Origin of the sequence: Agrilactobacillus composti DSM 18527 = JCM 14202 (genome assembly GCF_001436375.1) — a bacterium.
GTDB classification, from domain to species: Bacteria; Bacillota; Bacilli; order Lactobacillales; family Lactobacillaceae; genus Agrilactobacillus; species Agrilactobacillus composti.
This window is the reverse complement of the sequence record NZ_AZGA01000002.1, coordinates 35059-48314: the sequence shown is the minus strand read 5'-3', so window position 1 is coordinate 48314 and position 13256 is coordinate 35059. Positions and strand designations below refer to the sequence as shown.

The window sequence follows — 13256 nt, the reverse complement described above, 5'->3', positions numbered from 1 at the left end:
TAACCTATTGCCAAGAGCAAGACAATTAATCATTTGAAAATATCAGTAAGGGTTTGACCATCAATATCTTGAGGCATTGACAAACCTAAAATTTTTGCAAAAGTTGGTGCCTCATCAATTAAACGGGCATTGGCAATTTTATGATTGCGTTTAATTTCAGGCCCATTAAAAAGCAAAGTAGTTTTATAATCCTTTTGAAATGGCGAATAGCCATGGACGCCGCGATAACGATCGGGTTGCCCAATCTCATCAGGATTGACAGCTTCAACCACTGGCCCAGTGGCATCGTTAATGAAATAATAACCTCTTTTTGCTTCACACATAAATGCTGCCGCAGGATCTGCCCCATCTTGGATCAGCTCTTCGGGTGGATAAATTCGGGCCACGGCTGGTAGGGTTGCTAATAAGTCGTTTAATTGGGCTGAATCTTTGAAATCTGGGCGAGTATAAATATAAGTCGTACCATCACAAGAATTTGCAAAGACCTGCCAGTCTTTAGCAATTGTTTGTTTGTTGGTTAAATGTAACCAGCCCTGTTCTTTGAATAATGTATTCAACCGGATCATATGGTCCACATCAATTTGATAATGGTCGCCTAAAATTGCAAAGGTTGTATCGTGATACGTATGGGCATCTTTAGTGGCTTGGACGATGGCTCCCACATGCTGGTCCAAACGCTGTAGTGCTTGGTAGGCTTGGTCAGAGCGGACCCCATAACGGTGGCGATGCGCATCCATATCTACTAAATGGATCAAGGTTAGATCTGGCTTCTTCCGTTTCAAAGTATCCACCGCGCATGCCGAAATAAAAGCATCTAGATAGGGCTGGCGAATGCCTCGGCGTAATTTACCATATTTTGCATTTAATCTAGCCACAAATAATGGCGAACTGGCCCATAATGAGACCATCACCTGATTGTTCCAGATACGATTGGAAAAAATCTCCGCAATATTATAATCAATCGAACTTCTGGCGGTGACTGGCCATAAGAAAGCAGCTGTGGTTAAATGATGTGCTTTGGCGATATCATAAAGTGGTTGTGATTTAACAGCCTTACGATACCAAAACCAATCAGGGGATTGTCGATTACTTTGAATTTTAACGTTATTGACGATACCATGTTTATTGGGATAATTGCCGGTAATAATCGTTGTATGGGAGGGATATGTAAGTGTCGGCAAGATGGGGTCGATCTCTTGTATATGCGTCCCTGTTTGAATTAAATGCCGCAGATTAGGCAGTAATTTTAGATGTGCCGTAGATAAATCATCGCTACCCAAGGCATCTAAAGAAATAATAACTAGTTTTTTTGACATAAGAAAACTCCCTTCACCAGGAGAATTATAACATAGGAACTAGTCTAATCGTTGACTGATATCTCGTTGAAAACGGTCTAATAAGACATTGAACAGCTGAGCCTCTTCTTTAGACCAGTATTTAAATAATTGGGTATTTATTTGGTTAATTGCGGTATTTGCACTATTAAGAACTTGTAATCCAGCCGCAGTTAACTGATAATGTTTTTGATGGTTATTTGAGCTTGTTGTACTATGAATTAATTTTCGCCGGACTAATTGATTTAATTGGCGAGAAAGTGTAGATTTATTAGTTCCAAGGCTTTTTTGAAGACTTGGCACAGAATTTTGAGTGTTTTGAATTAAATGCAGCAGCACAAATAGGCGCATAGTCAGTTGAAAAGGTTTGAGCAATTGATTCAAAACCTGTTCTAATTTTTTTGAGGCGTTATAGTAACGTAATATCAAATTTTTCTGCATAATATCACCATAATTGTATTATACAACTTTAAAGTTTCATTATACAACATAACGCCTATATTGCGTCATTTCCCAATTTTAATATTAAAAGGAGCGATTAAAAATATGTCTTTTGACGGTGCCTTTACCCATGCCATGGTGCAAGAACTAAAAACAGCGTTGACGGATGGTAAGTTGAATAAAATTCAGCAACCCTATGACAATGAAGTTATTTTAACAATTCGTAAAAATCGAAAAAATCACACGCTATTATTGTCAGCCCACCCCTCTTATACACGCATCCAAATTACCAGAGTTCCCTATAGTAATCCACCAATCCCCACCAAGTTCGTCATGTCCCTGCGGAAATATTTAGATGGTGCTATTGTGAAATCGATTCAGCAGCAGCATAATGACCGTATTATTTATTTCAGTTTTGCCTCTAGAAATGAATTAGGTGATTTACAAAATTTGCGATTGATTGTGGAATTGATGGGTCGCCATAGTAACATCTTTTTAGTGAACGAGGACTCGCAAAAAATCATTGATCTAGTACGGCGAATTCCACAAAGTCAAAACTCTTTTAGAGGATTGATGCCTGGGGATGTCTATCGCCAGCCACCGTACCAAGATAAGCTGGATCCCTTTAACATCGCTGCCGCACAATTGGATGACTTTCAAGCAGCGTTAAGCCAAGCCGAGACACCACAAAAATTAATACAACAACAAGTTCAAGGATTAGGTAAAGATACAGCTAATGAATTAGTATATCAATTATCGAGCAACGATATATCATACTGGCCAACCTTTTTTGATCATTTTAATCATCCTAAGCCTACGATTGTCAGCGACACTAAACGCAGTAATTTCACGGCTTTTCCTTATGACACATTGCTTAAAGTTGATGATCAAACGCAAACGGTCCAATACTTCGATAGCCTTAGTGAACTGTTGGATAGTTATTACGATCAAAAAGCTCGCCGGGATCGCGTCAAGCAACAAGGCAGCGAATTGATTCACTTTATCAGTTTAGAGCTTGATAAGGATAAGAAGAAAATGACCAAATTGGCTAAAACCTTGGCCCAATCTGATAATGCTGGGGAATATCGGCTCAAAGGCGAACTTTTGACAACTTATTTACATCAAGTCACTAAGGGGATGACCACCATCACCCTACCCAATTTTTATGACAACGAAAAGCCGGTTAAAATCACCCTATCCAATCGACTCACTCCTTCTGAAAATGCTCAAAAGTATTTTACCCGTTACCAGAAACTGAAGAATTCGGTGGCTTTTGTGACGGAGCAAATGAAGTTGACACAGGCTGAAATTGATTATTTTGAAGGTATCTTAGCCCAAATTGATATTGCTGAACCGCAAGACCTAGAAGATATTAAGTTAGAACTACAACGGGAAGGCTATCTTCATAAAAAACAAAAGAAGCAACGTAAACCAGCAAAAATAAGTAAACCTGAAGAATTCTGGGCCACAGATGGTACACGGATTTTTGTCGGTAAAAATAACTTGCAAAATGATCAGTTGACTTTGAAAAAAGCTCGTAAAACAGACACCTGGCTCCATGCTAAAAATGTGCCGGGTTCTCATGTGATTATTGATAGTGCGACCCCATCTGATCAAACTTTGACGGAAGCCGGCAACTTAGCCGCCTATTTTTCTAAGTCGCGTTATTCGGCGTCAGTCCCCGTTGATTACGTCCAAGTTAAAAAAGTCCATAAACCTAATGGGGCTAAACCAGGGTTTGTTATTTATGAAGGGCAAAAGACACTTTATATTACGCCCAAAGAAGCACTCGTGACTCAGTTACGACAAAAGCCTTAAAATAGTAAAAAAAGAAGATATACCCAATTAGGTATATCTTCTTTTTTATCTTTATTCAAAACGCTTAGACCATTTTTGTGGGTCCTCACGCCACTGGTGTAATGAATCTAACATGGTTTCACTAATATATTTTTCTTGAAGCGCCACATCAATCAAGGTGCTGTAATTGGTTAGCGTCTCAAAAGGTATACCAGCCGCTTTAAAGTTGTCATACACTGCTGCTAATTGATAACTGAAAATACCAGCGACACCAATTACTTCGGCACCCTCTTTTTGGGCCGCCTTTGCAGCACTTAGAACGCTACCCCCAGTTGAAAGCAGGTCATCAATGACGACTGTTTTTTGACCCTTGATCAAATGACCTTCAATCTGGTTTCCTTTGCCGTGGTCCTTGGGTTTAGATCGAATATAAACCATTGGTAAGCCTAATAATTCAGCAACCCAAGCAGCATGAGGAATACCTGCTGTGGCAGTACCGGCGATCACTTCGGCACTAGAAAAATTTCTAGAAATAATGTCAGCAAGCCCTTGGGCAATATGTTTGCGCACGATCGGATAAGCTAAGGTGATCCGATTGTCACAGTAAATTGGGCTGTGGAGACCACTAGCCCAAGTAAATGGTTTTTCAGGTGATAAAAATACGGCTTCAACACTCAGTAAGTCTTTGGCGACTTGTTTTGCAATTGAATCTGTCATAGCTATTTTTGCTCCCAACTTTCAAGAATTTGTTGATAGGCACTGACGGCATCGGTGGCCTGGGTGATTGGCCGCCCAACGACGATGTAATCACTGCCGTTTTGACGTGCTACTGCCGGCGTCACCACCCGAGTTTGATCTTCATCCGGTTGGGTTTGCAACCGAATACCTGGCGTGACACACAAAAAGTCCGATCCAGTAGCAGCCTTAATAGCTTGAACTTCCAAGCCAGAGGAGACTACCCCATCGGCACCGTTTTGTTGCGCAACTCGCGCATAGTTTAAAACAGAATCTTGAACTGTCCCAGGAATTAATTGTTCTTCATTTAATTGCCGTTGAGATGTTGAAGTAAGTTGCGTAATAGCTAACAACTTTGTATTTTGGCCATTGGGCGTTGCCAATAAGCCATTTTTAGCTGCAGCAATCATGTGAGAGCCACCGGCAGCATGGACAGTGGTCAATTTAATATTACCCAATTCACCAATGACCCGCATAGCCCGCTCAACAGTATTTGGAATATCATGTAATTTTAGGTCTAAAAAAATATCATGACCTCTAGCACTAATATTCTTGATTACATCAGGGCCAGATTGGTAATACATTTCCATCCCAATTTTTACAAAGAGTTGGGCATCTTTTGGAAATTTATCTAAAAAAGAAAACATTTCATTACTTGTGGCAAAATCTAAGGCAATAATAGGTCGGGTCATTTAACTAACTTTCCTTTCCGTTCATGAATTAAGGACTCAATGGAACTAATGTGATACTTGGCCATCACCGCAGGTAGTGCGGTGATGATTTCAGGACATGCAAAAGGGTCTGTTAAGTTAGCCGTACCTATTGCCACCGCATCAGCGCCGGCAATGATCATTTCTAACACATCTTCGGCACAAGTGACCCCACCCATGCCAATAATAGGTAAATCACATACAGAACGCACTTGATGAATTAATCTTAAAGCAACTGGCAATACTGCCGGTCCAGATAAACCGCCAGTTTGATTGGCCAGAATTGCCTGGCGCGTTGTTAAATCAAAACGCATACCCACTAACGTATTGATCAAGGTAAAACCAGCAGGTTGCGCCATGGCCACTGCTTTAGCGATCTCGCGAATGTCAGTGACGTTTGGGGATAACTTGACGTAAATCGGTACCGCAGAGACATTGACACAAGCTTTGGTCAATTCAAAAGCGGCCGTGGGATCCACCCCAAACTCCATGCCACCATGGGCAACATTGGGACAAGAAATATTTAACTCAATGGCACTAACACCAGGTGCTCGGCTGATTTGGTCACAAACCGCCACATAATCGGCTTGGGCGGAACCAGCCACGTTGGCAATAATTGGTAGGTCTTTAAACTTAGCATGTAACTTGGGAATCTTCTCGGCAACAATTGTGGCCACACCTGGATTTTGTAAGCCAATGGCGTTTAGCATACCTTGGGGTGTTTCGGCGACACGTGGTGTGGGATTACCAAAACGTGGTTTAGAGGTGGCTGCTTTGATCATAATGGCGCCAAGTTGATTCAAATCATAAAGGTTACCTAACTCTTCACCAAAACCACAGCAACCACTTGCTGGCATAATTGGATTTTTTAAATCTAAGCCTGGTAATTGAACCCCTAGTGTTGTCATAAAACCACCTCATTAATATGGAAAACAGGACCATCAGTACAAACTTTTTTGTTGGTGGCGCCACTGGTATCGGCTGTAGTATGCAAGACACAGGCATTACAGATCCCTATGCCACAAGCCATGCGCGCCTCTGCTGAAATATAAGCATGGGGATGACCTTTAAAATGTGCACTGACGGCTAACTCTAAGCCTCTAGGACCACAAGCGTAAATAGCTTGGTAAGATTTGTCGGTGAAATTTTGGTCGATTAAATCAATAATGGTCCCCTGCAGACCATAGGATCCATCGTCAGTACTGACCATAGTATGGCCAAACTGACTCATTTTTGCTTCGTAGAAAATCCGTTGTTTATTAGGGAAACCTAAGGCAATATCTAAATGGTGTCCTTCATGATATAAGCGTCTGCTTAATTCGTATAAAGGTGGTAAGCCAGTACCGCCACCAATAATCAATACATCGGCATTTTGATTTAAGAATTCACTGGGAAACCCATGACCCAGGGGCCCTAAGACATTTAATGTTGCCCCTTTTGATAATTGGGCCAGTATTTGCGTGCCATCACCGACTACCCGATAAATGAGTTTGATATACCCTTGTGCTACATTAACTTCAGCAATCCCAAAAGGCCGTCTTAAAATATACGCGGGATTGGGTATTTTAACATTCACAAATTGACCAGCAGCAATGGGATCTTTGGTAATGGCACCAGCAAGTGTCAATTCATAAATTGTGTCCGCAACTTCGATTTGATTGGTCACGGTTAATGTGTAATCTTTGATCATTGGTTGGCCACCTTCTTTTTATAACGGATTTGTCACAAAACTCTTAGATTCTAGAACACTTAAGATTGCATCTGCGGTATCTAAGGAAGTAAATAACGGAATGCCATGCATGATGGCCATTTCGCGGATTTCCACCCCATCTTTGGCACTAGTACTGTCTGTTCCAATTGTGTTGATCACAGCTTGAATTTTACCGGCCTCTAAATCATACAACAAATTTTCATCAGATTCATGGATTTTTTGAACAGCCTTCACATTTAAACCGTGTTCTTCAAAGTAAGCTTCTGTCCCCTTCGTACCTAAAATCTGATAACCTACGGCACGGAAGCGCTTGGCTAAGGCTAAAGCCTCATCCTTATCAGCGTCGGCAACGGTAAACAAGATATTACCATGGTCGGGTAAATGTAATTTTGCAGCTTCAAAAGCTTTGTATAATGCTTTTTCTAAAGTTGTATCTGAACCCATCACTTCACCAGTTGATTTCATCTCTGGTCCTAACAGGCTATCAACTTTCGCAAGTTTAGAAAATGAGAAAACCGGTGCTTTGACGTGGATCAACTTGCTTGGTGCAGCCAAGCCATCGTGATAGCCTAAATCCACTAATTTCTTGCCTAAGACGACTTGTGTTGCGACTTGAGCCATAGAAATACCGGTAACTTTACTTAAGAATGGGACGGTCCGACTAGCCCGTGGATTAACTTCAATGACATAGGGCACGTTATCATGAATAACAAATTGGACATTCATCATCCCGATACAATTCATTGCTAGGGCTAATTTTTTCGTATAGGCTACAATAGTTGCTTGCACTGTTTGGCTCATTTTCTGCGGTGGATACACAGCCATAGAATCACCAGAATGGACGCCGGCCCGTTCAATATGTTCCATAATGCCAGGAATTAAAACAGTTTCGCCATCACAAATGGCATCCACTTCACATTCTTGGCCAACTAAATAGCTATCGATCAAAACGGGATGTTCGTTAGAGGCTTTAACCGCATTGGCCATATAGTTATTGAGTTCTTTTTCATTATGGACGATTTCCATAGCACGGCCACCAAGCACATAACTAGGGCGCACTAAAACTGGATACCCGATCTTTTCAGCAACAGCTGGCGCTTGGGCAGCATCTGTGACGGTATCGCCAATGGGATGTTTAATATTTTCAGAAACAATGACTTGCTCAAATTGGTCCCGATCTTCAGCTCGATCTAAGTCTGCCAATTGGGTCCCTAAAATCTTAACCCCATGGGCAACTAAAGGTGCGGCTAAATTAATAGCAGTTTGGCCACCAAATTGAACAATAACGCCAATGGGATTTTCCAGATCGATGACATTTAAGACGTCTTCGGCAGTTAGGGGTTCAAAGTACAGTTTATCCGAAATTGAAAAATCAGTCGAAACCGTTTCTGGATTACTATTCATTATAATAGCTTCATAGCCAGCTTTTTGGATAGCTTCAACCGAGTGAACTGTGGCATAGTCGAATTCTACACCCTGGCCAATTCTGATGGGGCCAGAACCAAGCACCAGTACAGATGGTTTTTTAGAAACTAAACTTTCATTTTCCATTTCATAACTACTATAGAAATAGGGCGTTGTAGATTCAAATTCACCAGCACAGGTATCCACCATCTTATAAACAGGGATCAATTGGTGAGCTTTACGTAAATTCCGAATCATGTCAGGGTCAGTCTGCCACAATTTAGCAATCTCATCGTCAGCAAAGCCGTTCTTTTTAGCCACGGTTAAAAGGTCAATATCTTGGGGATGGGTGGCTAATGCATGCTCTATTTCGATGATGTGCTGGATCTTATCTAAGAAGAAAATATCAATTTTAGAAAGTTCAGCTAATTCTTCGACAGTATAGCCGCGGCGCAACGCCTCAGCTAGATAAAATAAACGATCATCTTGGGGATGGATTATTTTATCAGACACTTGGTCATCGATCACGTCGCTTAATTCAGGCATCTCGATATGAATGGTGCCGATCTCCAAAGAACGAACCGCTTTTAAAAGGCTCTCCTCCACATTACGGCCAATAGCCATAACTTCACCGGTAGCCTTCATTTGAGTTCCTAAATTACGGTCACCCTTTTCAAATTTATCAAAGGGCCACCGCGGAATTTTAGCCACGACATAGTCTAAAGCAGGTTCAAATTCAGCATAAGTAGTTTCGGTAACGGGATTTTTGATTTCATCCAAAGTTAAACCAACGGCAATTTTAGCGGCCATTTTGGCAATCGGATAACCTGTTGCTTTAGAAGCTAAAGCTGAGGACCGGCTTACCCGAGGGTTAACTTCAATAATATAATAGTTGAAGCTATTGGGATCTAAGGCTAATTGAACGTTACAACCACCTTCAATTTTTAAAGCCCGGATAATTTTTAAAGAAGCATCGCGTAACATTTGCACTTCTTTGTCTGAAAGTGTCTGAACTGGGGCAAATACGATGGAATCACCGGTATGTATCCCGACTGGATCAAAGTTCTCCATGTTGCAGACGACCATCGCATTGTCGGCAGAATCTCGCATGACTTCAAATTCGATTTCTTTATAGCCGGCAATACTTTGCTCTACTAAAACTTGAGTAACTGGTGATAAAGCCAAACCATTTTCTACGATTTCTTGGAGCTCGATATCATTGTTGGCAATACCGCCCCCGGTACCGCCTAGGGTGAAGGCCGGCCGAATGATCACTGGATAGCCAATTTTGTCCACAAAATCCTTTGCTTCTGCTAAGGTATACGCAATGTGGGATTCAGGGATTGGTTCATGCAATTTCTGCATTAATTCTTTGAACTGCTCACGATCTTCTGCTTGATCGATAGCCGATAATTTAGTGCCTAATAATTCAATACCTAACTCATCTAGAATTCCAGAGTGCGATAGGGACATCGCCATATTCAACCCGGTTTGTCCACCTAATGTTGGGACAATGGCATCTGGGAGTTCTTTGCGAAGGATTTGGGAGACAAATTCTTCAGTAATTGGTTCAATATAAACCTTATCGGCGATTTCTTTGTCGGTCATAATGGTGGCAGGATTGGAATTGATTAAAACAACCTCATAACCCTCTTCTTTTAAGGCTAAACAAGCCTGAGTCCCTGAATAATCGAATTCTGCGGCTTGACCAATGACAATCGGGCCAGAGCCAATTACTAAAATTTTATGCAGATCCGTACGTTTAGGCATATTCTTATCGTTTCCTTCCTAATCTCCGAATTTTTCCTGTTTTTGTTTCAATTTGAAGGCATCGATCATTTCCATGAATTCATCGAATAAATGATGGGCATCGTGGGGACCAGGGGCAGCGTCTGGGTGAAATTGCACTGAAAACGCTGGATAGAAACGATGTCTTAAGCCTTCTACGGAATGATCATTAATCTCTTCGTGGGTGATCATCAGCTGATCTTTATCAACGGAAGCTGCTCTAACAGCATAACCGTGGTTTTGTGAGGTGAAATCGATGCGACCAGTGGCAATTTCGCGAACGGGATGATTAAAACCCCGGTGGCCAAAGCGCATTTTATAAGTTTCGCAACCATTAGCTAAGGCCAATAGTTGATGACCTAAACAAATACCAAAAATGGGGATTTTACCTTGAATACTTTGGATCATTTCAATTGCTTCTGGCACATCAGTAGGATCGCCAGGGCCGTTTGTCAACATGACCCCATCCGGGTCTAAATTCAAAATTTCAGCAGCACTCGTGTTGTAAGGGACGACGGTCACGTTGCAATTACGTCTTGAAAATTCTCTTAAAATAGAGTGTTTCAGACCAAAATCCACCACCACAATATTACGCCCCATATCTGGGCTAGGATAAGCTTGGGAAGTGGAAACTTGTTGGACTTGGTTTTTAGGTAAAACTAAAGCTTTCAATTGATCAAAGGCATGATCATCAGCTGCATCCATGATGCTAGCTTTCATGGTTCCTTCTGAACGAATTCGTTTGGTCAAGGCTCTCGTATCAATTCCACTGATTCCGGGAATTTTTTTAGCTTTCAAAAATTCATCCAAAGATAGTTGATTGCGCCAATTGCTGGCCCGTCTGGCGGCCTCGTGGACAACAACGCCCTTACAAGTTGGGATAATCGATTCGTAATCATCCCGATTAATACCGTAATTACCAATTAAAGGATAGGTAAAGGTCACAATTTGGCCATTATAGGACTGGTCGGTGATGGTTTCTTGATAACCACTCATCCCTGTATTGAAGACAATTTCGCCTGTCGTTGTGACCGGGGCGCCAAAACCGGTACCTTCAAAGACACTACCGTCTTCTAAAATTAAATAGCGTTTCATTGTTGTCCTCCTAAGCTTGGAAATGCAACGCGTTGACCTGACACAAAGGTTGCCCTAGGCCAACCTAACACGGTGTCATTGATAAAAGGTGTATTTTTGCCCTTAGAAACGAAGTCTTTGACTGCTATTACATGTTCATGGGTTAAATCGAAAATGGCAATATCCGCTGGGCCGCCCACCAACAATCTACCGGCGGGTAAATTGAATAGGTCGGCGGGACGATCACTCATCAAGTGTAAAAGCTGTTCTAAAGATAAGATCTGCGTCTTCACAAAGGCCGTGTAAAGAATAGGGAATGCTGTTTCAGAACCCGTGATCCCAAAAGCTGCCGTTTTCATTGAACCGGACTTTTCAGAAACACTGTGGGGGGCATGGTCTGTTGCGACACAATCGATTGTACCATCTAATAGGCCCTCAATGCAGGCTTGACGGTCCGCAAATGATCTTAAAGGTGGATTCATTTTCATCATCGGATCATCTTTGGTGATCATGGCATCATCTAAGACTAAGTGATGTGGTGAGACTTCACAACTAACATTGATACCCGCTTGTTTAGCAGCCCGGACTTGGCGAATACTTTCTGCGGTGGAAATGTGGCAAATGTGATAATGGGCGCCAGTGGCTTGAGCTAATTCAATATCCCGGGCCACTTGACTGGATTCAGAGACTGCTAAAATCCCAGGTAGGCCTAACTTATCAGCGTAAGGACCAGCGTTCATCACACCGCCGCGCACTAAAGAATTGTCTTCAACGTGGGCAACAATAGGTAAATCAACGGATTTTGCCGCAGCCATGGCATCATACATGGTACCGGCCAGTTGGACCCCTTTGCCATCGTTACTAAACGCAAAAGCACCAGCGGCTTTCATCCCCTGCCAATCCACTAATTCAGCGGAAGTTAAGTCCTTAGTGATTGGGGCATATTGGTGGATATGCACATGCCCTTCAGTGGCATTGCGTTGCAATTGCTTCTTTAATAAGTCAGGGGTATTCGGTACGGGATCAAGATTTGGCATGGCACAAACGGTGGTAAAACCTCCATGAGCCGCAGCCAAGCTCCCTGTAGCAATCGTTTCTTTGTACGTGAAACCAGGATCTCTGAAATGCACGTGGACATCTACTAGCCCTGGCGCAACTAACTGCTGTGCTGCATCAAAAGTTGGAACATTTTCGGGCACTTGAATATTGGGAGCAATCGCCTTGATTTTATCACCGTCGATCAATACATCGGCAGCTTGTAATTTATCTTCAAAAAAAACAGTTCCGTTTTTAATAAGAAATGGCATTTGTTTTGACTCCTATCTTGATTGAGGATTGGGGCATCAATAAATTATGGCCGGCCAATAAGCTCTCTAAGATGGTCATGCGGGTGTATACACCATTCGTCATTTGTTCGAAGATTCGAGATTGTGAGCATTCTACTAAATCAGAAGCAATTTCCACACCGCGGTTCACTGGTGCTGGGTGCATGATGATTGCAGTTGGTTTCAAAGTTTTAGCTCGTTCATGGGTTAAACCATATTGTTGATGGTAAGTTTCTTTAGAGAAGGTCTGGTTAGATTGGTCGGTCAGACGTTCATGTTGTACCCGTAGTAACATCAAGACATCAACTTTTTGAACTAATTCGTCCATCTCAACGCGAGTGCCATAGCTGTCAAATTCAGCATCGTACCATTGATCTGGGGCACAGAACAATAAGTTGACCCCAAGTTTCTTGAGCAACATCATATTGGAACGAGCGACCCGAGAATGGGCTAGATCGCCGGCGATCCCCACCGTTAAGCCTCTGAAATGGCCAAATTCTTCATAAATTGTCATCATGTCTAACAGACATTGAGATGGATGTTGCCCAGCACCGTCACCGGCGTTGGCAATAGCGATTTTACGGGGTTGTTGGATCAAGTCTTCATAATAGGCATCTTTAGAGTGCCGGATAACGGCAATGTCAGCGCCGATAGATTCCACAGTTTTGACAGTATCGTGTAAAGATTCACCTTTAGAAACGGAACTAGTTTTAGCATCAAAGCTTAAAACGTGTAGGCCGAGTTTTTCTTCAGCCATTTCAAAACTTGTATGGGTCCGCGTACTATTTTCAAAGAATAAATTGATGGCATAAACGGGACGTTTTAATTGAATTTGCGCACCGCGTTTAAAAGCTTGGGAACGTAAAACGATATCCATGACATCATCGGGGGTAAGATCAGCAACGGTTACAAAGTTTTGTTTTTTAAGAATTGACAT

The 13256-nt window shown here is 42.1% G+C and carries 11 protein-coding genes; 1 reads left to right on the top strand and 10 read right to left on the bottom strand.

Annotated features, from left to right (window positions below; translation table 11 throughout):
- Positions 1-29: 29 nt before the first annotated feature.
- The gene (locus FC83_RS00575; protein WP_057002252.1) at positions 30-1316 is read right to left on the bottom strand and encodes an alkaline phosphatase family protein; all 1287 of its coding nucleotides are present in this window, start codon (positions 1314-1316) and stop codon (positions 30-32) included.
- Positions 1317-1355: 39 nt separating this feature from the next.
- Positions 1356-1775 (bottom strand): MarR family winged helix-turn-helix transcriptional regulator, encoded by a 420-nt coding sequence (locus FC83_RS00570; protein ID WP_035455245.1) that lies wholly within the window; start codon positions 1773-1775, stop codon positions 1356-1358.
- Positions 1776-1880: 105 nt separating this feature from the next.
- Here FC83_RS00570 and FC83_RS00565 point away from each other — a divergent pair, with 105 nt between their 5' ends.
- Positions 1881-3593, top strand: coding sequence for an NFACT RNA binding domain-containing protein (locus tag FC83_RS00565; RefSeq protein WP_035455244.1), 1713 nt, complete (start codon positions 1881-1883; stop codon positions 3591-3593).
- 51 nt (positions 3594-3644) lie between these two features.
- On the opposite strand, the gene pyrE is transcribed toward FC83_RS00565, so the two are convergent.
- From pyrE to FC83_RS00525, 8 genes are read right to left on the bottom strand one after another with little or no spacing between them, the layout of a single operon-like run.
- Positions 3645-4289 carry an orotate phosphoribosyltransferase gene (gene pyrE, locus FC83_RS00560; RefSeq protein ID WP_035455242.1) on the bottom strand — a complete coding sequence of 215 codons (645 nt, stop codon included), beginning with the start codon at positions 4287-4289 and terminating at the stop codon, positions 3645-3647.
- 2 nt (positions 4290-4291) lie between these two features.
- Entirely contained in the window at positions 4292-4999 is a 708-nt protein-coding gene (gene pyrF / locus FC83_RS00555; protein ID WP_035455240.1) for an orotidine-5'-phosphate decarboxylase, read from the bottom strand.
- Positions 4996-5925: a dihydroorotate dehydrogenase gene (locus tag FC83_RS00550; RefSeq protein WP_035455238.1), complete on the bottom strand. Its 930-nt coding sequence runs from the start codon at positions 5923-5925 to the stop codon at positions 4996-4998. The genes pyrF and FC83_RS00550 overlap by 4 nt, the downstream gene beginning before the upstream one ends.
- Positions 5922-6707, bottom strand: a complete 786-nt coding sequence (locus FC83_RS00545; protein ID WP_035455236.1) for a dihydroorotate dehydrogenase electron transfer subunit — start codon at positions 6705-6707, stop codon at positions 5922-5924. Before FC83_RS00545 ends, FC83_RS00550 begins: the two co-directional genes overlap by 4 nt.
- Positions 6708-6725: 18 nt before the next feature.
- On the bottom strand, positions 6726-9902 hold the full coding sequence (carB, locus tag FC83_RS00540; RefSeq protein ID WP_057002251.1) for a carbamoyl-phosphate synthase large subunit: 3177 nt from the start codon (positions 9900-9902) through the stop codon (positions 6726-6728).
- A gap of 18 nt (positions 9903-9920) precedes the next feature.
- Positions 9921-11015: a carbamoyl phosphate synthase small subunit gene (locus tag FC83_RS00535; RefSeq protein WP_035455234.1), complete on the bottom strand. Its 1095-nt coding sequence runs from the start codon at positions 11013-11015 to the stop codon at positions 9921-9923.
- Positions 11012-12301: a dihydroorotase gene (locus tag FC83_RS00530; RefSeq protein WP_035455232.1), complete on the bottom strand. Its 1290-nt coding sequence runs from the start codon at positions 12299-12301 to the stop codon at positions 11012-11014. The genes FC83_RS00535 and FC83_RS00530 overlap by 4 nt, the downstream gene beginning before the upstream one ends.
- Positions 12285-13256, bottom strand: a complete 972-nt coding sequence (locus FC83_RS00525) for an aspartate carbamoyltransferase catalytic subunit (RefSeq protein WP_035455230.1) — start codon at positions 13254-13256, stop codon at positions 12285-12287. The genes FC83_RS00530 and FC83_RS00525 overlap by 17 nt, the downstream gene beginning before the upstream one ends.